Source organism: Kitasatospora papulosa, assembly GCF_000717245.1.
In the GTDB taxonomy this organism is placed as follows: Bacteria; Actinomycetota; Actinomycetes; order Streptomycetales; family Streptomycetaceae; genus Streptomyces; species Streptomyces papulosus.
The window spans coordinates 748,172-768,398 of record NZ_JNYQ01000001.1 but is presented as its reverse complement, the minus strand read 5'-3'; the positions used below and the strand labels follow the sequence as shown (position 1 = coordinate 768,398).

The following is a 20,227-nucleotide window of genomic DNA, read 5'->3' as shown; positions in this document are numbered from 1 at the left end:
CGACCCTTTCCCTGCCCCGGAGGCCACACGTATGCGACGGACCACGAACGAACAGCGCGCGGGGGAGCTCCCCGGCCCACGAAAGGCCGGGGGCGGCGGCGTCGTTCCGGTGCTCGCGTTCGCGGGGATCACCGTCGCGGTGATGCAGACCCTGCTCGTTCCCGTCATCAAGGACCTGCCGTCGCTGCTGGGTACCGCCCCGGCGAACGCGACCTGGGTGATGACGGCCACCCTGCTCGCCGGAGCCGTCGCGACGCCGATCATGGGGCGGCTCGGCGATCTGTACGGCAAGCGGCGGATGCTGCTGGCCAGCCTCGCCGTGATGGTGGTCGGCTCACTGATCTGCGCCACCACCGACGACCTCGTGGTCATGATCGTCGGCAGGGCGCTCCAGGGCTTCGCGATGGGGGCCATTCCGCTGGGCATCGGCATCATGCGCGATGTGCTGCCGCGCGAGAAGCTCGGCTCGGCGATGGCCCTGATGAGCTCCTCCATAGGCGTGGGCGGCGGTCTCGCGCTGCCCGCAGCCGCGATCGTCGCCCAGCACGCCGACTGGCACGCCCTCTTCCTGGCCTCGGCCGGGCTGGGAGTGCTGGCCATGGCCCTGACGGTCCTCGTGGTGCCGGAGCCCCCGCTGCGCGCCCCGGGGCGTTTCGACCTGGTCGGAGCGCTGGGGCTGTCCCTCGGTCTGGTCTGCCTGCTGCTGCCGGTCACCAAGGGCAGCGACTGGGGCTGGACCTCTCCCCTGACGCTCGGACTGATCGCCGGATCCCTGGTGATCCTGGTGCTGTGGGGCCTGTTCGAGCTGCGCTCGAAGGCGCCGCTGGTGGATCTGCGGACCAGCGCCCGTCGTGAGGTGCTGCTGACCAACCTCGTCTCGATCATGGTCGGGGTCGCCTTCTACGCCGTCTCGCTGGTCCTTCCGCAGCTGCTCCAGCTGCCGGAGTCGACGGGGTACGGCCTGGGGCAGTCGATGGTCGTGGCCGGGCTGTGCGTGGCGCCGCTGGGCCTGACGATGATGTTCGTCGCCCCGCTGTACGCCCGGATCTCCGCCCGCCGCGGTCCCAAGACCACGCTGATCCTGGGCATGCTCGTCATCGCCGTCGGGTACGGGGCCGGGCTCGGCCTGATGAGCGCCGCCTGGCAGACCGTGGTGATCGCGGTGGTCCTCGGAGCAGGGATAGGACTCGCGTACTCCTCGCTGCCCGCCCTCATCATCGGAGCCGTCGACGCCTCCGAGACCGGCGCGGCCAACGGCCTCAACACACTGATGCGGTCGATCGGCACCTCGCTGTCGAGCGCGGTGATCGGGATGGTGCTGGCGAACACCTCGGTAAAGATGGGCCCGGTGGACGTGCCCAGCATGGAGGGTTTCCGCGTCTCGTTCATGATCGCCACCGGGGCGGTGCTCATAGGTCTGGTGCTGGCCGCGTTCCTGCCGGCCCAGCGGAAGGCGCATCCGGTGCTGCTGGCCAGCAGTGCGGGCGACGCGCTCGCCGCTGCGGAGGCCGCCCCCGTGGCGGTGCCGGTCAGCGCTCCGGAGCGTCGCACCCCGGCTCCGTAGCCGGACACCTCGGTTCCGGCCGTGACGTCGGGCCGGGGACCACGCCGGCCTCCGGCCGACGCGATGTGGCAGACGCGGTGTGCGGGCGGTCCGCAAGGGCCCCGGGCCCGTCCCACCCGTACGCCCCCGCCGCTGCCCGCGGCGGGGGCGTACGGCACGATGGGACGCCGTCCGACCCGCAGCCCCACCAGGAGGAACCCCGTGACCGCCGAGTCGTCCGCCCGTCCCGACCCGGAGGTTCTCGCCGCGTTCGAGGCCGCCAAGGGCTTCATGCCGGTCCACGAGGGGCTCGCCCTGTACGCCGCCGCGGTCGAGGCCGCCGCCCTGGGACTGCCCCTCCTGGAGGTCGGCACCTACTGCGGGCGGTCCACGATCCTGCTGGCGGACGCGGCGCGGACCGCGGGCGTGACCGCCCTGACCGTCGACCACCACCGGGGCAGCGAGGAGCAGCAGCCGGGATGGGAGTACCACGACCCGTCGGTGGTGGACCCGCAGATCGGCCTGATGGACACGCTCCCGGCCTTCCGGCGCACGCTGCACAGGGCGGGTCTGGAGGAGCACGTGGTGGCGCTCGTGGGGCGGTCCCCTCAGGTGGCGGCCGTCTGGGGCGGTTCGCTCGGCCTGGTCTTCATCGACGGCGGGCACACCGACGAGCACGCGAACGGCGACTACGAGGGCTGGGCCCCGAAGGTCGCCGACGGCGGTCTGCTGGTGATCCACGACGTGTTCCCGGACCCGGCGGACGGCGGCCAGGCCCCGTACCGGGTCCACCGACGCGCCCTGGAATCGGGGGCGTTCACGGAGATCTCGGTGACGGACTCGCTGCGCGTCCTGCGGCGTACGGGACCGGGGATCTGACGGTCACGGATAGCATCGCGACGTGCGTCACCATGAATGCTTTCCCCCCACATCCCGCTCGGGCCCGCGTCACCGGCCCGTGTTCGCCGCCGCGGCCCTGGCGGGTGTCTGCCTGACCGCCGCGGGGTGCGCGGGCGACGGCGGCCCGGGTCCCGGTGCGGGCCCGGAATCCGCCACCCGGCCGGCCTCGTCCTCGCCGTCCGCCTCCGCCCCGCCGGGGACGCCGGCCGCGTCCGCGAGTCCTTCCGACGGGTCCACGTCCGCCCGCCCGCTGCCCCGGGGCCCGCTCACCGGCCGCACCGTGGTGATCGACCCCGGGCACAACCCGGGCAACCGCGACCACACGCGGGAGATCAACGGCCAGGTCGACATCGGGACCGGCCGCAAGGAGTGCGACACCACCGGCACCGCCACCGACGCGGGGTACGCGGAGGCCCGGTTCACCCTCGACGTGTCCCGGCGGCTGCGGACGCTGCTGGAGGAGCAGGGCGCCGACGTCGTCCTCACCCAGGACGGTGACCGCCCCTGGGGTCCGTGCGTCGACGAGCGCGCACGGATCGGCAACAAGGAGAAGGCGGACGCGGTCGTCTCGATCCACGCGGACGGTTCCGCGACCGGCAACCGGGGTTTCCACGTCATTCTTCCCGCGGCGGTGAAGGAAGGCGGGGCCGACACCTCGGAGATCGTGGTCCCCTCGCGTGAACTGGGACTGCGGATTGCCGGGAATTTCGTACGCGTCACCGGAAGCGCCCCTTCCAATTACATCGGCGACGACACGGGGCTGGACACCCGGGACGATCTCGGCGGTCTGAATCTGTCGACCGTGCCCAAAGTGTTCATCGAATGCGGCAATATGCGTGATCCGAAGGACGCCGCCCTGCTCACCGATGCGGGCTGGCGTCAGAAGGCCGCCCTCGGTATCGCCGGGGGCATCGGCAGCTATCTGAAGAGGTAGTTCTGCGGTGATGGTGGCGACATTGGGGGGATAGCCAGTCCGAGGTGCGGGCAGCACCGCAACGCGCCCGGGCAGACGATAGATTCATCCGTACGATGGGGAGCCGCCCCCGAGCTTCGCGCCGTACCCGCCGTTCAGGCGGCATCGACGACCGCCCCGACGAGACGACCGACTAAGGACCTTCACGTGAATATCCGCTCCCTCACTCGAGGCGACGGCGTGGTGATCGGAGCAGCGGTCGTGCTGTTCATCGCCTCTTTCCTCGACCTCTCCGGCTACGAATGCCCCTCGGGCGTGGACTGCTCGGGCTACAGCGCGAACGCCTGGGACTCGCTCTCCGTCCTGATGGGCATCTACCTGGCCGGCATCATCGGCGCGGCGCTGCTGATCGTCAGCCGCGCGATGCCGGGCCGCAAGGTGGTCGGCTTCGAACTCGGCCAGTTCGGGGCCGCGTTCACCGTCTACTCCCTGTGGACCATGTTCTGGACGATCATCGACGCCGGTGACGCGGGCGCCGGCCTGATCCTCGGGCTGCTCGCGACCCTGGCGCTGGCCGGCGGCGCCGTGGCCACTCCGCTGGTTCCCGCGCTCAAGGCCCCGCTCATGGGCGCGCCCCGCCCGGCGCAGGCCGTGCAGCCGGCCTACGGCTCGCAGCCCGGCCAGGGTTACGGCTACCCGGGTGCCCAGCAGCAGTTCGGCACCCAGCCCGGCCAGCAGCAGCCCTACGGGGCGCAGCCCGGCCAGCAGCAGCCGGAGCACCAGGCCGCCCCGCAGGCTTCGCAGGGCGGTGGAGCACCGGCCGGTGACTTCACCCCCTTCTGGTTCGCGGTGCCGGTGGCGCGTCCGCTGTACGGCGAGGACGGCGCCCCGAACCCGATCGCCGAACTGGCGCCCGGTACCTGGTACCTCGCGGTCGAGCAGCGTGGTCCCGGGCTCGTCGCCCAGACGCAGGACGGCCGTCGCGGCGTCCTCCAGGACACCACGGGAATCCAGCGCGGCTGATCCCTCGTGTGCACCACGGTGGCCCCCGCCCCTCCGGGCGGGGGCCACCGGCGTTCCCGGGTCCGGTGCGCCTCAGCCGGAGGACGGCCTGGCCGCCCGGAAGCCCGGTGCCTGTACGCAAGGGGCCGTTCGCCCACCTGCGCAGAGAACAAGTCAGCGCATCAGCAGGTCAGTTGGGAGGTGGAGGGGACCTTGTTCGTCACCTCGACGCGGCCCCGGCACCCGTCGCCAGGCTCGCCGGTGCGGGAACGCCGCCACCCGGCGCCCTCCGTACGGGTTTCACTCACGGTAAAGCGGCAATCCGGAGAGCATGTCTCCCAGAACAGGCTCAGGAAGCAGTACCGCCGCACGTGTCATAGCCGTCGTCGCGGACATCATGGCGTTCATCATCATCCTGTGGATCCTGATGTATCTGCTCGACGCCAACCGGGGCAACGACCTGGTCCAGTGGATCCAGGACTCGGCCCATTGGCTGGCCGGCTGGTCGTACGACCTGTTCACCTTCGACGAAGCGTGGGCACGGGTCGTCGCGGGTTACGGTCTGGCCGCCGTCGTCTATCTGTTCATCGGTCACGCCGTGGCGGGCAGGGTCCGCCGCTTCTGACCACCGCCGACAGCCGTGGCCTCCCGTCGGGACCGAGCCCTCGCTCGGTCCGGACCAGGGGCCACGGCTGTTCGCGGCGGGGCCTCAGCCGGTGAGGTCGCCCTCCCGGTCAGCGGCAGCAGTCCGGTTCGAGTCCCACCGGGAGCCGTTCGCCGCCGAAGACCGCCGTGGTCGCCTCGTCGCCCCCGAGTGCCGCGACCGCGAGCAGCAGCGACCCGGCCGTCCAGGTGGTGAGTTCCTCCGGCCATACGGCCTTCTCGCCCTCGAAGACGTACCCCGTCCAGTACAGGCCGCCCTCGGCCCGCAGGTGCTGGACCGACTGCAGGATCTCCAGGGCCCGGTCCGACTCGCCCGTCACCCAGAGCGCCAGGGCCAGTTCGCAGCTCTCGCCGCCCGTCACCCAGGGGTTGGGGAGCACACAGCGCACCCCGAGGCCGGGCACCACGAAGCTGTCCCAGCCGTCCTTGATCCGCCGCGTCGCGTCGGCGCCGGTCACGGCGCCGCCGAGGACCGGGTAGTACCAGTCCATCGAGTAGCGGCTCTTGTCCAGGAAGCGCTCCGGGTGGCGGCGGATCGCGTGGCCGAGCGCACCGGCCGCGAGCTCCCAGTCCGGCTGGGCCTCCTCACGCTGTTCCGCCAGTGCCAGGGCGCAGCGCAGCGCCTGGTGGACGGAGGAGGAGCCGGTCAGCAGGGCGTCGGTGACCGGGGTGCCGTCGGGTTCCCGCTTCCAGCCGATCTCCCCGCCGGGCTGCTGGAGCCGCAGCACGAATTCGATCGCCGCGTAGACCGTGGGCCACATCCGGTCGACGAACGCGTCGTCGCCGGTGGCGAGGTAGTGGTGCCAGACGCCGACGGCCACGTACGCGCAGAAGTTGGTCTCGCGTCCCAGGTCGGTCGGCCGCTCGGGGTCGCCGTCGTGGTAGGCGGCGTACCAGGAGCCGTCCTCGTTCTGGTGGCGGGCCAGCCACGCGTAGGCGCGGGCGGCGGCCTCGTGTTCCCCGGCCGCGTCCAGCGCCATCGCGGCCTCGGTGTGGTCCCACGGGTCGAGGTGGTGGCCGCGGAACCAGGGCAGCGCCCCGTCCTCCCGCTGCACCGCGAGCAGCGCCGCCACGGTCTCGGCGGCCTGTTCGGCCGTCAGGACGCCGGGCAGGACGAGGTGTTCGGTCCGCTCCGGCGTGCTCACGCCTCGGCCTTCGGCAGGTGCGGCTTGGTCGCGTAGGCCACGAAGCTCTTGCCGACGACCGGGTTGAGCAGCTGCTCGGCGACCCGCGTGGCCAGGGGCTTCTTCATGATGTCCCAGACGAGCAGCTTGTGGTAGGCGCGTACCGGCAGCGCCTTCTCGTTGTCCACCCCGAACGCGCACTTCAGCCACCAGTAGGGGCTGTGCAGCGCGTGCGCGTGGTGGGTGCCGTAGGGCTTGAGGCCCGCTTCGCGGATCTTGCCGAGGAGTTCGTCGGCCTTGTAGATGCGGATGTGGCCGCCCTCGACCTCGTGGTACGCGTCGGAGAGCGTCCAGCAGACCTTCTCGGGGCCGTAGCGGGGCACGGTGATCGCGATCCGGCCGCCGGGCTTCAGCACGCGGACCATCTCGGCGAGCACACCCTTGTCGTCGGGGATGTGCTCCATCACCTCGGAGATGATGACGACGTCGAAGGAGGCGTCGGGGAAGGGCAGGTTGAGGGCGTCGCCCTCCATCGCGGTGGCGGTCGCACCGGCGGGGGCCTCACCGGCCTCCTTCATCGCGGCGAACCACTTCGCGACCTCGCGGATCTCCTCGGCGTTCTGGTCGAGGGCCACGACCTGGGCGCCGCGCCGGTAGCACTCGAAGGCGTGCCGGCCGGCGCCGCAGCCCAGATCGAGCACCCGGTCGCCTGCGGCGAGCGGGAAGCGGGTGAAGTCGACGGTCAGCACGAGGGCCTGCCTTCGAGGTCGGAGGTACGGGTTCCGGGAGCCGTGGGGGCGCTCACCTGCGGGCTCCCCGGGCGGCGATCGACTGACGGTACAGCTCGACGGTGCCGAGGGCGGCCCTGGCCCAGGTGAAGTTGGCGAGCACGCGCGCGCGGCCGGCCTCGCCGAGGCGGGCGCGCAGTTCGCGGTCGCCGAGGAGCCGGCCGAGTGCGGCGGCCAGGGCACCCGCGTCGCCGGGCGGCACGGCGAGGCAGGTCTCCCCGTCGGGCCCGGTGACCTCGGGGATGGCGCCGCCGGTGGTGGCCACCAGCGGGGTCCCGGTGGCCATGGCCTCGGCGGCGGGCAGCGAGAAGCCCTCGTACAGCGAGGGGACGCAGGAGACCTGGGCGCTACGGACCAGGTCGACGAGCTCGGCGTCGCTGATGCCCTTGACGAACTCGACGGCGTCCTGGAGTCCGTAGCGCTCGATGGCCTGGGCGACGGGTCCGTCCTCGGCGCGCTTGCCCACGACCACGAGGTGCGCCGCGGGGTTCTCGGTGCGGAGCTTGGCGAGGGCCTCCACGAGGTGGACGAGGCCCTTGAGCGGGACGTCGGCGCTGGAGGTGGTGACGATCCGCCCGGGGACCTCGGCGACCGAGGGGTCGGGCGACCAGAGGTCGGTGTCGGCACCGATGTGCACGACCTGGACACGGTCCCGTCGTACCCCGAGGTGCTCGATGATCTCCTGCTGCGACGAGCCGGAGACGGTGAGCACGGACGGCAGGCGGCGGGCGACCCGCTTCTGCATCCGCGTGAAGCCGTACCAGCGGCGGACGGAGAGCCGGCGGCGCGTCGACTCCGCGGCGTCCAGGTCGAGTCGGCGGTCGACGGTGATCGGGTGGTGGATCGTGGTGACGAGGGGGGCGCCCAGGTCCCCGAGCAGGCCGTAGCCGAGCGTCTGGTTGTCGTGCACGACGTCGAAGTCCCCGCGCCTGGCGAGGAGATGACGCCGCGCCCGCAGGCTGAAGGTGAGGGGTTCCGGGAAGCCGCCGGTCCACATGGTGGCGACCTCGGCGAGGTCGATCCAGTCGCGGTACTCGCCGCGTCCCGGGGTGCGGAACGGGTCGGGCTGGCGGTAGAGGTCGAGGCTCGGCAGCTCGGTGAGCGGGACGCCCTCGTCGAGTACGGGGTAGGGCTGGGCGCCGATCACTTCGACGCTGTGGCCGAGCCTGGCCAGCTCGCGGCCGAGGTGGCGGACGTAGACGCCCTGGCCTCCGCAGAAGGGGTTGCCCTTGTAGGTGAGGAGTGCGATGCGCAACGGCCGGTCACCGTCGGTGGCCGACGCGCCGCCGCCCTCGAAGGGGCCCGTCTCTATGGCCTCAGCGGTCACACTCGGCCCCCTTCTCACTGCGTTTTCGCCGGAGCGTAACCGGTCGCGCTAATCTAGAACAAGTTTCAGACTTGTTCGTTCAAACACGCACCGAATCTACCGGCAGGTAGCGTCGGTGTGACGGCCGGATCAGGTGATTCGCGCCACGGTGGAGGCCCTGGCATGCTGTGCCCGCCCGTGAGCCGGCGCCCGGCCGGACGGGGAACCGGTTCTCCCTTCGTGGATGGGGACAGATGACAGCCGAAGCCAGGCCGGCGGCACCGCCCCTGACGGAACGCCAGGAGGCCCGTCGCCGCGGCATCCTGCGGGCGGGCGCGCAGCTCGCCGGGCGGGGTGGTTTCGAGGCGGTGCAGATGCGTGAGGTGGCGGACGCCGCCGGGGTCGCCCTGGGCACGCTCTACCGCTACTTCCCGTCCAAGGTCCATCTGCTCGTCGCGATCATGCAGGACCAGCTCCAGCACCTCCAGGTCACGCTCCGCAGAAGGCCCCCGGCGGGGGACGACGCCGCCCAGCGGGTCGCCGAGACCCTGATGCGGGCCTTCCGGGCGCTCCAGCGCGACCCCCATCTCGCGGACGCCATGGTGCGGGCCCTGACCTTCGCGGACCGCGGGGTGAGCCCCGAGGTGGACGCCGTCTCCCGGCTGACCACGGCGATCGTGCTGGACGCGATGGGGCTGGAGGAGCCCACGCAGGAGCAGCTGTCGGTGGTGCGCGTCATCGAGCACACCTGGCACTCGGCGCTGATCACCTGGCTGTCGGGGCGGGAGTCGATCGCACAGGTGAAACGGGACATCGAGACCGTGTGCGGGCTGATCGACCTGTCGGCGGACACCCGCTGAGGCCTGCCCATGTGCGGTGCCCACACCGGTATCCGCTCAGGTGAGGTGGCCTGCACCATGTCGACGGCGCCTCGGTGTTCGTACGGTTCGGCCGACATCACCCGAACCCTGCCGAGGAGCCGGTCACCATGCGTCGCAGAGCCGTAGGCACCGTCCACAGAAGAATCCTGACCACGGCCGTGCTCGGCACCGCGGGTCCGCTCCTGGTGGGCTGCACCGCCGCCGGACAGGCGGGCGGCGAGTCCGGGTCGGGCGGCGACGAGACCGTCAAGGTGGGCCTCGTCTACTCCCGTACCGGACTGCTCGCCGCCTACGGGAAGCAGTACCGCGACGGGTTCTTGGCGGGCCTGGACCACGCGACGAAGGGCACCGGCAAGGCGGGCGGCCATCGCATCGAGGTGACCGAGCAGGACGACGCGGGCGACCCCGGCAAGGCGGTCTCCGCCGCGAAGAACCTGATCGGCAAGGGGTACAAGGTGCTGGCCGGCACCACCGACTCCGGCGTCGCGCTCCAGATGGCCCCGCTCGCCGCGCAGAACAAGGTGCTGTACGTCGACGGACCCGCCGCCACGGACGCGGTGACCGGGGTCAACACGTACACCTTCCGGTCCGGACGGCAGTCCTACCAGGACATCCTCACCGCGGGCACCATGCTCGGCGACCCTAAGGGCAAGAAGGTCACCGTCCTCGCGCAGGACTCCACCTTCGGCCAGGCCAACGTCGCCGCCGTCAAGGCGGTCCTGGAGGCCGAGGGGGCCACGGTGGGCTCCGTCCTGGCCCCGCCCAGCGCCACGGATCTGACGCCGTTCGCCCGTCAGGTCAAGGCGGGCGGTCCGGATCTCGTCTTCGTCGCCTGGGCGGGCGCGACCGCCCCCGCGCTGTGGACCGCCCTGGACCAGCAGGGTGTCCTGAGCGCCGGCAAGGTCGTCACCGGGCTGGCCGGGACCGCGTCGTACCCCGTCTTCGGGGCCGCCGGGGCCAAGGTCTCCTTCCTCGCGCACTACTTCCCCGGCGCGGGCGGCGGCAACGCCGTGGAGAAGGCGATGATCGCCGGTGTCGAGAAGGAGGGCGGCACGCCCGACCTGTTCAGCACCGACGGTTTCACCGCGGCCCAGATGATCGTGCGGGCCGTGGAGAAGGGCAGCGCCACCGACACCGACGCGATGGTGAAGGCCCTGGAGGGCTGGAGCTTCGACGGGGTGAAGGGCGCACAGCGGATCCGCGCGGAGGACCACGCGTTGCTGCAGCCGATGTTCACGGCCAGGCTCAAGGGCGTGGGGGCCTCGGCGGAACCCGAACTGGTCAGCACGCAGCCAATGGACGCCGTGGCTCCGCCCGCGAAGCCCTCGGCGGGCTGACCCGTGACCGCATCCGGCACCGCCACCGCGCGGGACCAGGGGGCGAGCACGGGGGCCCCGGTGCTCCGGCTGGACGGCCTCGGCTGGCGTGTCGGCGGGGCGGCCATCGTCGAGGACGTCACCTTCGACGTCCGGGAGGGTGAGTTCCTCGCCTTCATCGGCCCCAACGGGGCCGGGAAGACATCCCTGTTCAACCTGATCAGCGGGATCGTCCCGGCCACCGCGGGCACCCTCGCGCTCGACGGGGCGGACCTGACCGGCCTGCCGGTGCACACCCGCGCGCGGCTCGGGATCGGGCGGACGTTCCAGACGTCCAGCCTCTGGCCGCGGATGACGGTGGCCGAACACGTGCGGCTGGCCGCGCAGGCCAGGCACGGCGGTTCGCACCGGCTCTGGCGGCGCGCCTCCCGCTACGCCTCGGAGGTGGCGGGCGTGCTGGAGCGCACCGGGCTCGCGCACCGCGCCGCCGCCACGGCCGCCGAGCTCTCCCACGGCGAGAAACGCAAGCTGGAGCTGGCCGTCCTGCTGGTGGGCGAGCCCAGGCTCATGCTGCTCGACGAGCCGATGGCCGGGGTGAGCGCCGAGGAGGTCCCCGCCCTCACCGAACTGATCCGCACGCTGCACCGCGAGGAGGGCCGCACCGTGCTCATGGTCGAGCACCACATGGACGTCCTGCTGGGACTCGCGGACCGGCTGGCCGTGATGCACCACGGCCGGCTGCTCGCCCTGGACACCCCGGGTGCCGTGACCGCGGACCCCGTCGTCCAGCAGGCCTACCTCGGGGAGGGACTGTGACCGCGTCCCCCCTGCTCGCCGTCCGGGACCTGCGTGTCCTCATCGGCGGCCGGCACATCCTGCACGGGGTCGACCTCGACGTCGCGCCCCAGGGCGTGACCGCGCTGCTCGGCCGCAACGGGGCGGGCAAGACCACGACCGTGCGCGGCGTCCTCGGACTCGTACCGCGCACCGGCAGCGTGCTCCTCGACGGCGAGGAGACGGTCGGCCTGCCCACCCACACCCTGGTCCGCAGGGGCATCGGTTACGCCCCCGAGGACCGGGGGATCTTCGCCGGTCTCACCGTCGCGGAGAATCTGCGCCTGGCCGAACGCCGGGGCGCGGACGGGCCCGCGTACGGCCTGGTCCATGAACTCTTCCCCGAACTCAAGCGCCGCGAGAAGCAGTCGGCGGGGACCCTGTCCGGCGGCCAGCAGCAGATGGTGGCCATCGGGCGCACCCTGCTCAACGGAAACCGGCTGATCATCGCCGACGAGCCGACCAAGGGCCTGGCCCCCAAGGTCGTCACCGAGGTCGCCCAGGTGCTGGAGCGCGCCGCCGAGGCGGTGCCCGTGCTCCTGGTCGAGCAGAACCTCGCCGTCGTACGCCGGCTGGCCCGGCACTGCGTGGTGCTCGCCGACGGACGCACCGCCCACCAGGGCGAGGCCGACGGACTGCTGGGCGACGCGGAGGCCACACGCAGGCTGCTCGGTGTCGGCCGGGGCCCGCTCGCCCCCTTCACCGCGGAGGCGGATTCCTGATGTCCACCATCGTGCTGCTCACCATGACCGGACTCGGTCTGGGGGCGCTCTACTTCCTCGTCGCGTCCGGGCTCTCACTGATCTTCGGCCTGATGGACGTGCTCAACTTCGCGCACGGGGCGCTGCTCTCCATCGGGGCGTACGGCACCTGGTGGGCGGCCTCGGGCCGTCTTCCGGGTGCCGGGCCCGGCGGCTGGGGCTTCGCGCTGGCCGTCCTGTTCGGTACGGCGGTGGGCACGCTGGCCGCCGTGGTGCTCGAACTGGCCGTCGTACGCCCCCTGTACACCCGGCCGCGGGAGCAGGTGCTGGCGACGGTCGGCGTGGGGCTGGCCGTGCCCGCCCTGCTGTCGGGCGTCTGGGGTTCGGACGCCAGGACCTTCCCCGGCCCCGAGGCGCTGTCCGGCACCTTCGCGCTGCTGGGCGCGGACGTCCCGGTCAACCGGCTCGTGCTCGTCGCGGCGGCGGTCGTCGTCCTGGTCGCGCTGCGGCTGTTCCTCGGCCGGACCCGGCACGGCCTGGTCGTGCGCGCCGGGGTCGAGGACCGGGCGATGGTCACCGCCCTGGGCATCGACGTCCGCAAGGCGTTCACGCTGGTCTTCGCCATCGGCGGCTGTGCCGCCGCGCTGGGCGGGGCGCTCGGCGGGCTGTACTTCGGCTCGGTCGACCCCCGTCAGGGCACCTCGCTGCTGATCTTCGCCTTCGTCGTCGTGGTCACGGGCGGCATGGGGTCGGTGACCGGCGCGGCCGTGGCCGCCGTGGTCATCGGCCTGGTCCAGCAGTTCGCCAACTACTACACCGCAGCGGGCCTCGGCGACCTCGCCGTCGTCGTCCTGCTCGCCGCGCTGCTGCTCGTCCGGCCGCGCGGACTGACCGGGAGGCTCGCGTGAGCACCGCCACCACACCCGCACCCGCCGCCGTGAGCACGGCCCCGGAGCACGGCAGGACCAGGCTGCTGCGCTGGTGGCCGGCCGCGGTCCTCGCGCTCCTGGTCGTCGCGCCCTGGAGCGCGCTGCCGCTTCCGGGGCTGCTGGACGGCCCGGTCGGGAGCCCGGGAAGTCTGCAACTCCTGGCGACCTGTCTGCTGTTCGGCGCGCTCGCCACCGGCTACGACCTGCTGCTGGGGCGTACGGGGCTGCTGTCCTTCGGGCACGCCCTGTACTTCGCGGCGGGCAGCTACGCCACGAACATGTTCCTGCTGGAGGCGGGTCTGCCGTTCGCCGCGGCCGCGGTCCTCGGCGTGTGCTTCGGCGCCGCGCTCGCCCTGGTGCTGGGCTCGGTGAGCCTGCGGGTCACGGGCATCGGCTTCTCCATGGTGACGCTCGCCTTCGCACAGGCCGGGTCGATCCTCGTCTCGCGCGACCCCGGGGGGTTCACCGGTGGCGAGGAGGGCCGGGCGGCCCCGGCGGAGCTGCTGCCCTCCTGGCTGGTCGGCATCGACCACACCGCGAACCTGTACTGGATCGCGCTGGCCTATCTCGTCCTCACGCTCGCCGTCGTACACCGGGCGGTTCGCTCCCCCACCGGCCGGGTCTGGGAGGGCATCAAGGAGAACGAGCGCCGGGTGGAGGTGCTGGGCCTGAAGCCGTACGGGTTCAAGCTGACGGCCTTCGTCCTGGCCGGGGCGCTGGCGGCGGTGGGCGGACTCGTCCACCTGCTGCTGACCGGTGGTTCCACGCCCCAGACGACGACCTCGGACTTCACCCTGTCGCTGCTGGTGATGGTGGTGCTCGGCGGAACGGGCACCCGGTGGGGTCCGATGGTCGGCGGCATCCTCTACACCTGGGCCGACCACCGGCTCGGTGACCTCGCCGGGTCGGGTGCGGTCGCCGACCTGCCCGCGGTGCTGCGCGTGCCGCTCTCCCAGCCGCTGTTCCTGCTCGGGGTGCTGTTCGTGGCCGTGGTACACCTGCTGCCCGGCGGCCTGGCCCGGCTGCCGTCCCGTCTGCGCAGGACCCGTGAGGAGAACCGATGATCCCGTACGAGGAGATACGCGTCCCCGTCACCGGCGGTGAGCTGGCCGCCCTGCGCTGGCCCGCCCGGGACGCCGGAGCGCCGGTGGTGGTGGCCCTGCACGGGATCACGGCCAACTCGCTGTCCTGGGGCGCGGTGGCCCGGCTGCTCGCCGGCCGGGTCACCCTGGTCGCCCCGGACCTGCGGGGACGGGCCGGCAGCTCCGGGCTGCCGGGCCCCTACGGGATCGCCGCCCACGCGGACGACGCCGCCGCTCTGGCCGGCGCCCTCGGCCAGGACCGGGTGGTGCTCACGGGGCATTCGATGGGCGCTTTCGTGGCGGCCCTCGCGGCCGTGCGCCATCCGGACCGCTTCGGCCCGGTGGTGCTCGTCGACGGCGGTTTCGGCTTCCCCGCTCCCACGCATCTGTCGGCGGACGAGCTGATGACGGCGGTGATCGGGCCGGCCATGGACCGGCTGTCCATGACCTTCCCCGACCGGGACGCCTACCGCTCCTTCTGGCGGGCCCATCCCGCGTTCGCGGGCGACGCCTGGTCGCCGGAGGTGGACGCGTACATCCAGCGCGACCTGACCGGTGAGGAACCCGCCCTGCGCTCCGGGTGCCGGCTGGAGGCGGTCCGCACGGACGGCGTGGGCCTGTTCCAGGACGAGGTGCTCGCGGCCGCCGGCGAACTCCCGGGACCTGCGGTGCTGTTGTGGGCGCGGCGGGGGCTGATGGACGAGGAGCAGGGGCTGTACGACGAGTCCCGGCTGGCAGCGGCGGGACAGCCCGGCACGAACGTCACGGCCGTACCCGTCGAGGACGTCAACCACTACACGGTGCTGACGGGCGACAAGGGGGCCGGTGAGATCGCCGGTGCGCTGCTGCGGGCGGTGGCCGTCCCGCGGTGAGGCCGGCGGGCGGCCCGGGGCTCAGCGGTCCCGGCCGCCCGACAGCAGGTGCAGGCGCAGGGCGAGCTGCAGTTCCAGGGCGCGGTCGGGCTCGTTCCAGTCGCGGCCCAGCAGCACCTGGATCCGGTCGAGGCGCTGGACGACGGTGTTCACGTGCACGTGCAGCTCGTCCTTGGCCCGGATCAGGCTGCCGCCCGCGCCGAAGTACGCCCGCAGCGTGCGTACGAGCTGGGTGCCGCGCTGCTCGTCGTAGCGCAGCAGCGGTCCCAGCACCGCGGTCACGAAGCCGTCCACGTCCTTCGCGTTGCCCAGGACGACGCCCAGGAAGCCGAGTTCGTCGACGCAGGCCCCCTCCCCCTCGCGGCCCAGCACCCGCATGGCGCGCAGGCAGCGCGCGGCTTCCGCGTAGGCGGCGGCGAGTTCACGGGCGCCGCGGGCGGGTCCCGTGCCGGCGACGGTGACGGGGGCCTGGACCAGGTGGCCGAGCTGCGTGGCCGCCGCACGTGCGGCGTCACCCGGGGTCGTGCCGCCACCGTCGCAGTCGATCAGCAGCACGACGGTGCCGGCGTGTTCGGCGCTGACCCCGTGGATGTCCCCGCCGAACAGGTAGCGCATCGCGGCGCCTCCGAGCTTCTCCCGGGCCGCCGCCTCCGCCACCAGCAGGACGTGGGGCCGGTCCAGGTCGATGCCCAGTCTCCGGCCCCGCTCGGCGAGACCGGCGGGATCGCGCTCCGGGTCACCGAGCAGATCGCTGATCAGCTCGCCCCGTATCCGGTTCTCGGTCTCGGCGACCGTGCGGCGCAGCAGCAGGAGGAGGCCGGTGACGACGGCGGCGCGTTCGTAGAGCCGCCGGTCGGAGTCGTCGAGCCGGTCCGGCCGGTGCAGCACCAGGCTGGCGAGGAGTTCGTGGCCGGCGAGCACCGCGCAGATCCACCGGCCGTCGCGGTGCACGGCGCGTGCGCCGTGGCGGGACTCCTCGGCGGTGCCGGCGAGCCAGCCCGCGTCCATGCTGTCGGCGGCGAAGCCGGTGCCGTCGGGCCGCACGGCGGCCAGCGGACGCCCGCCGGGATCGTGGATCGTCAGGGGACTGTCCAGCAGCCCGGCGACGGACAGGGCGACGTCCTTCACGTCGCCGCCGCGCAGGACCAGGTCGGTGAGCCGGTCGTGGGCCTCCTCGGCCCGCTGCATGGCGGCCGAGTGGGCGCGTACGGCGGCGTTGGCCTCGGCCAGTTCCGCGTTCGCTCCCGCGAGTTCGGCGAGGGCGGTGCGAGTGTCGTCCAGGGCCCGGGCGGTGTCGATCGCGATCGCGGCGTGCGCGGCGAGCGAGCAGAGCAGGGCCACCTCGTCGGGGCTGAAGACCCGCGCGGCGCGGTCGGCCGCGAAGAGGACCCCGATGACCTTCCCGGTCCCGCCCCGGCTGGAGCCGAGCAGCAGGGGGACGCCGAGGATCGCCACCAGCCCTTCGTCCAGCACCCCGGCGTTGATGTTACGGGTGTGGCGGAAGCGTTCGTCGGTGCGGTAGTCGGGGGTGGCGTAGGGGCTCGCGGTCTGGGCGACCAGCCCGCCGAGCCCCTCGCCCAGTTCGAGCCTGAGCCGCTGGAACACGACGGACACCGATCCGTCGGTCACCCGCATGTAGGTGTCCCCGGCCTCCTCGTCGGGGAGCGTGAGGTAGGCGGTGTCGGTGCCCAGCAGCATCCTGGCGCGCCGCACGATCGCCTTGAGCACGTCGTCGAGGTCCCGGGACGCCGCCAGGTCGCCCGCCGTGTCGAAGAGGGCGGTGAGCTGGAGCTCCCTGCGCCGGTGCTGGCGCAGGGCACCCCGGATGCGCAGTGCGGTGGCGGCCGCCCGCTCCACCTCGGCCAGTTCGGCCGCGGGCACACCCGCGGCCCTGGCCCGCGAGGTGACGGCGCCCAGGGCCTCTGCGGGGGCGTCGTCGGCCAGCAGGTCGAGGAGGCCGGCCAGCAGGGGCGCGACGGAGGGGGACGGTTCAGACATGGGCGGTCATCGTTCTTCCGGCTCGCACGGGTGGTGGGTGGTCGGTCGGCGCTCCCGTCCGGTCAGTTGGCGGTCCAGCCGCCGTCCATCGTGAGGGAGCTCCCCGTGATGTGCGTCGTGCCCGGTCCGCACAGCCACAGGACGGCCTCGGCCACGTCACCGGGTTCGATCAGCGACTTGAGGGCGCTGCGCTCCAGCAGGACCCGGCCCACCACCTCCTGCTCGGAGATGCCGTGGCTGCGGGCCTGGTCGGCGATCTGGTCCTCGACCAGGGGCGTGCGGACGTAGCCGGGGCTGACGCAGTTGCTCGTCACGCCGTGCGGCGCCGCTTCGAGTGCGACCACCTTGCTGAGACCCTCCAGTGCGTGCTTGGCCGAGACGTAGGCCGACTTGTAGGGACTCGCGCGCAGCCCGTGCACGGACGAGATGTTGACGACGCGGCCCCAGCCGCGTTCGTACATGCCGGGGAGCGTGCGGCGCAAGACGCGGAACGGGGCTTCCACCATGACGCGGTGGATCAGGGCGAAGCGGTCCGGCGGGAACTCGTGCACGGGCGCCACGTGCTGCAGCCCCGCGTTGTTGACCACGATGTCCACGTCGGCGGGCAGCCCGTCCACCTCCTCGGCCACGGAGAGGTCGGCCACCCAGGCCGTTCCGCCGATGCGTTTCGCCAGGCTCTCTGCGGCGTCGCGCGCCTTGTCCACCACGTGCACACGGGCTCCCGCGGCGGCGAGTGCCTCTGCGCAGGCCAGTCCGATGCCGCTCGCGGCACCGGTGACCAGGGCGGTGCGTCCGGCGAGGGTGCGGGGGTCGTGCTCGGGGGTCCGGGAATTCTGCATGGGCGTCACCGTAAGGACGTCGCCGCGCGCATCACACGGGGTCGGTGCACACACCCTGGGGCGTCCGCATGGTGGCGGCGTACATGGTGCGGTCCGGCGGGCACGGCGGGCGGCCGGAGGCCCGGAACGTGCGCAAGAGGAGCGCCGCACACAGTGGCGGGCGGCGGATGTCCCCCTGCCACATGGGCGGCCAGGCCCCCGGCTCGTAGGTTCCGGCAGCAGTTCCGCGGACCGGCCGGTTGCGCGGACGCGCCGGTTCCGCCCCTCGGTCGGCCCCGTACGTCGCCGTTCCGCACGTCCGCCGTTCCGCGCGTCCGCCGTTCCGCACGCCTGTCCGTTCCGCACGTCCGACGAGGAGGCCCCACCGTGCGCCCACCGATCCTGCGACGCCTGCTCCGCCGCGTCGCCTCCGCCACCGCCTGTGGCCTGCTCGCCGTGCTCGGCGCGCACCCGGCCCCCGCCGTCGCCGCCCCCACGGCCGCCGCGGCCGCCGGACTCCAGCAGGTCACCGGCTTCGGCTCGAACCCCGGCAATCTCCAGATGTTCGCCTACACCCCCGACGGCGTACCGGCGGGCGCGCCCTTGGTGGTCGCCCTGCACGGCTGCACGCAGTCGGCGAACGCCTACTACACCAACTCCGGCTGGACCAAGTACGCCGACCTGTGGGGCTTCGACGTGGTCTTCCCGCAGACCACCTCGGCGAACAACGCCCTGTCGTGCTTCGGCTGGTTCGACCCGGCGGACAGCACGCGGGGCAGGGGCGAGGCGGCGTCCGTGGTGCAGATGGTCGAGTACGCGAAGCAGACCTACGGCTCCGACGGCCGCCGGGTCTTCGTCACCGGGCTGTCGGCGGGCGGCGGGATGACCGCCGATCTGCTGGCCGCCTACCCGGACGTCTTCGCGGGCGGGTCCGTGGCCTCCGGCCTGCCCGCGCAGTGCGCCACCAGCCAGGCCGCCGCCTCAGGCTGCCAGACGGGCCCGCAGAAGCTCACGCCCGCCCAGTGGGGCGACAAGGTCCGTGGTTCCCACCCGGGATGGACCGGGCCCTGGCCGCGGGTGGCGATCTGGCAGGGCACGTCGGACTACACGGTCCACCCGGCCAACGCCACCGCGCTGCGCGACCAGTGGACCGACGTGTGGGGCATCGGCCAGACCCCGTCCCGCACGGAGAGCCTGCCGGGCAACACCACCCGGAGCGTCTACGACGACGCGTCCGGGCGGCCGGCCGTGGAGACCTTCTCGGTGTCGGGCATGGGGCACGGTCTGCCGGTGAGCCCCGGATCGGGCGCCGAGCAGTGCGGCTCGACTGCCGCGTACTTCCTGGACACCATCTGCTCGGCCTACCACACGGGCGTGTTCTGGGGGCTGGACAGGACGGCGCCGGGAGGGGGGACCGGGCTGCCCGCCCCGGCCGGCCTGAAGGTCACCGGGGTCACGTCGAGCAGCGCGTCACTGACGTGGAGCGCGGTCACGGGCGCGGCCTCGTACACGGTGTACCGCGACGGCGCGAAGGTGGCCACGACCGCGTCCACGTCCTTCACGGACACCGGCCTGACCGCCGGCACCGCCTACCGCTACTCGGTGACGGCGGCCGACCCGTCGGGGACCGCCGGAGCGGGCTCGTCCGCCGTGACCGCGACCACCACGGGCGGCGCCGCCCCCGCCACGTGCTTCACCGCGACGAACTACGCGCATGTGACGGCCGGCCGGGCCCACGTCTCCGGGGGCCACGCCTACGCGAACGGTTCGAACCAGGACATGGGGCTGTACAACGTGTTCGTCACCCACACCCTCCGCGAGTCCCCGGCCGGCCACTTCGTGATCGCCGACTCCGGCTGTCAGACCGGGTCCTCGTAGTCGGCCCTGACCTTCCCGGGCAGTCGGCAGCTGTCCTCGACCGCGTTGAGCGACACGGTCCGCGCGGTGCCGGCGCCGTCACCGTCGTAGTACCGGGCGTACAGCATCCAGCCCCGCTTGCTGAGGGTGCGGTAGGTGATGTCCTGCTCGGTGTGGCTGGAGACGATCTCCCAGTCGTGCTGTCGCAGGCGTGTCACCGTCGCGTCGAAGGCTCCGGCGGCTCCGGCCGTCGGCGCCTCCCCGGTCCAGGGCGCCACGCAGGCCCGCCAGTCGCCCTGCGCCGGACCGGCCTCCGAGGTGTCCCCGTCGGGCAGCCCCGCGGCCCGGGCGAAGCCGGCTATCTCGTCGGCGACCGTCTGCGCGGTGAACGGCGGGGTGGGGTCCGGGGAGGGGGCCGGGGCACTCCCGGCGTCCCCGACGAGGCCGCAGCCCGCCGTCAGCGTCATGAGTCCGGCCGCCGTGACGGCGACCGCCGCCGTGCCTCTTCTGGTTCCGCGCACTGGTGCTTCCCGCCCCGGTCGTTCCTCCCCCACGGGCACGCGCCCATGTGACCCCCGCCGGAGTCTCGCACGGGCTCTGACCTGCTGGGAAGGCCCGCGGCGGAGCGGGGTCGACTGTCCGCCCGGAGGGGGTGGGGAGCGCCCCGGTAGAGTGGGCTGGTCGTCATCATGCCCGTACG

The 20,227-nt window shown here is 73.0% G+C and carries 19 protein-coding genes; 13 read left to right on the top strand and 6 right to left on the bottom strand.

All coding sequences use genetic code 11. The features are described from left to right. Positions 1 to 31 precede the first annotated feature (31 nt). The 5 genes from IA22_RS0103350 (at position 32) to IA22_RS33935 (ending at position 4,983) form a co-directional block, all read left to right on the top strand. Positions 32 to 1,564: an MFS transporter gene (locus IA22_RS0103350; RefSeq protein WP_030122692.1), complete on the top strand. Its 1,533-nt coding sequence runs from the start codon at positions 32 to 34 to the stop codon at positions 1,562 to 1,564. A gap of 159 nt (positions 1,565 to 1,723) precedes the next feature. Beyond that, a complete protein-coding gene (locus IA22_RS0103345; RefSeq protein ID WP_389436548.1) occupies positions 1,724 to 2,422 on the top strand; it encodes a class I SAM-dependent methyltransferase in 699 nt (232 codons plus the stop codon). Between the two features lie 22 nt (positions 2,423 to 2,444). After that, positions 2,445 to 3,377 (top strand): N-acetylmuramoyl-L-alanine amidase, encoded by a 933-nt coding sequence (locus IA22_RS0103340; protein WP_030122691.1) that lies wholly within the window; start codon positions 2,445 to 2,447, stop codon positions 3,375 to 3,377. Between the two features lie 186 nt (positions 3,378 to 3,563). Continuing rightward, on the top strand, positions 3,564 to 4,379 hold the full coding sequence (locus tag IA22_RS0103335) for a DUF5336 domain-containing protein (protein WP_014156530.1): 816 nt from the start codon (positions 3,564 to 3,566) through the stop codon (positions 4,377 to 4,379). A gap of 310 nt (positions 4,380 to 4,689) precedes the next feature. Next, on the top strand, positions 4,690 to 4,983 hold the full coding sequence (locus IA22_RS33935) for a hypothetical protein (RefSeq protein WP_015576980.1): 294 nt from the start codon (positions 4,690 to 4,692) through the stop codon (positions 4,981 to 4,983). A 109-nt stretch (positions 4,984 to 5,092) separates the two neighbouring features. Here the strand turns inward: IA22_RS33935 and IA22_RS0103325 are convergent, their stop codons facing one another. The 3 genes from IA22_RS0103325 to IA22_RS0103315 are packed head-to-tail and all read right to left on the bottom strand — an operon-like array spanning position 5,093 to position 8,260. After that, positions 5,093 to 6,166, bottom strand: a complete 1,074-nt coding sequence (locus IA22_RS0103325) for a prenyltransferase (RefSeq protein WP_030122690.1) — start codon at positions 6,164 to 6,166, stop codon at positions 5,093 to 5,095. Further along, the gene (locus IA22_RS0103320; protein WP_014156527.1) at positions 6,163 to 6,894 is read right to left on the bottom strand and encodes a class I SAM-dependent methyltransferase; all 732 of its coding nucleotides are present in this window, start codon (positions 6,892 to 6,894) and stop codon (positions 6,163 to 6,165) included. Before IA22_RS0103320 ends, IA22_RS0103325 begins: the two co-directional genes overlap by 4 nt. A gap of 52 nt (positions 6,895 to 6,946) precedes the next feature. Continuing rightward, on the bottom strand, positions 6,947 to 8,260 hold the full coding sequence (locus tag IA22_RS0103315) for a glycosyltransferase family 4 protein (protein ID WP_014156526.1): 1,314 nt from the start codon (positions 8,258 to 8,260) through the stop codon (positions 6,947 to 6,949). Between the two features lie 233 nt (positions 8,261 to 8,493). Here IA22_RS0103315 and IA22_RS0103310 point away from each other — a divergent pair, with 233 nt between their 5' ends. From IA22_RS0103310 to IA22_RS0103280, 7 genes are all read left to right on the top strand, one after another. After that, positions 8,494 to 9,099, top strand: coding sequence for a TetR family transcriptional regulator (locus tag IA22_RS0103310; protein ID WP_014156525.1), 606 nt, complete (start codon positions 8,494 to 8,496; stop codon positions 9,097 to 9,099). A gap of 128 nt (positions 9,100 to 9,227) precedes the next feature. Then, positions 9,228 to 10,457, top strand: coding sequence for a substrate-binding domain-containing protein (locus IA22_RS0103305; RefSeq protein ID WP_030122689.1), 1,230 nt, complete (start codon positions 9,228 to 9,230; stop codon positions 10,455 to 10,457). Positions 10,458 to 10,460: 3 nt separating this feature from the next. Further along, positions 10,461 to 11,252: an ABC transporter ATP-binding protein gene (locus tag IA22_RS0103300; protein WP_078468338.1), complete on the top strand. Its 792-nt coding sequence runs from the start codon at positions 10,461 to 10,463 to the stop codon at positions 11,250 to 11,252. Continuing rightward, positions 11,249 to 11,992, top strand: coding sequence for an ABC transporter ATP-binding protein (locus IA22_RS0103295; protein ID WP_014156522.1), 744 nt, complete (start codon positions 11,249 to 11,251; stop codon positions 11,990 to 11,992). The genes IA22_RS0103300 and IA22_RS0103295 overlap by 4 nt, the downstream gene beginning before the upstream one ends. After that, positions 11,992 to 12,879, top strand: a complete 888-nt coding sequence (locus tag IA22_RS0103290; protein ID WP_014156521.1) for a branched-chain amino acid ABC transporter permease — start codon at positions 11,992 to 11,994, stop codon at positions 12,877 to 12,879. The genes IA22_RS0103295 and IA22_RS0103290 overlap by 1 nt, the downstream gene beginning before the upstream one ends. After that, positions 12,876 to 13,964 (top strand): branched-chain amino acid ABC transporter permease, encoded by a 1,089-nt coding sequence (locus IA22_RS0103285; protein ID WP_030122687.1) that lies wholly within the window; start codon positions 12,876 to 12,878, stop codon positions 13,962 to 13,964. The genes IA22_RS0103290 and IA22_RS0103285 overlap by 4 nt, the downstream gene beginning before the upstream one ends. Then, on the top strand, positions 13,961 to 14,854 hold the full coding sequence (locus IA22_RS0103280; protein ID WP_030122686.1) for an alpha/beta fold hydrolase: 894 nt from the start codon (positions 13,961 to 13,963) through the stop codon (positions 14,852 to 14,854). The genes IA22_RS0103285 and IA22_RS0103280 overlap by 4 nt, the downstream gene beginning before the upstream one ends. Before the next feature lie 21 nt (positions 14,855 to 14,875). Here the strand turns inward: IA22_RS0103280 and IA22_RS0103275 are convergent, their stop codons facing one another. Next, the gene (locus IA22_RS0103275; protein ID WP_030122685.1) at positions 14,876 to 16,852 is read right to left on the bottom strand and encodes a helix-turn-helix domain-containing protein; all 1,977 of its coding nucleotides are present in this window, start codon (positions 16,850 to 16,852) and stop codon (positions 14,876 to 14,878) included. A 62-nt stretch (positions 16,853 to 16,914) separates the two neighbouring features. Further along, positions 16,915 to 17,691 (bottom strand): 3-hydroxybutyrate dehydrogenase, encoded by a 777-nt coding sequence (locus tag IA22_RS0103270; RefSeq protein WP_030122684.1) that lies wholly within the window; start codon positions 17,689 to 17,691, stop codon positions 16,915 to 16,917. A 366-nt stretch (positions 17,692 to 18,057) separates the two neighbouring features. Between IA22_RS0103270 and IA22_RS0103260 the strand changes: the two genes are divergently transcribed. Beyond that, positions 18,058 to 19,548, top strand: coding sequence for an extracellular catalytic domain type 1 short-chain-length polyhydroxyalkanoate depolymerase (locus tag IA22_RS0103260; protein WP_030122683.1), 1,491 nt, complete (start codon positions 18,058 to 18,060; stop codon positions 19,546 to 19,548). Here IA22_RS0103260 and IA22_RS0103255 read toward each other — a convergent pair. After that, a complete protein-coding gene (locus IA22_RS0103255) occupies positions 19,530 to 20,048 on the bottom strand; it encodes a hypothetical protein (protein ID WP_015576991.1) in 519 nt (172 codons plus the stop codon). The two genes, IA22_RS0103260 and IA22_RS0103255, sit on opposite strands and share 19 nt — an antisense overlap. Positions 20,049 to 20,227: the final 179 nt, after the last annotated feature.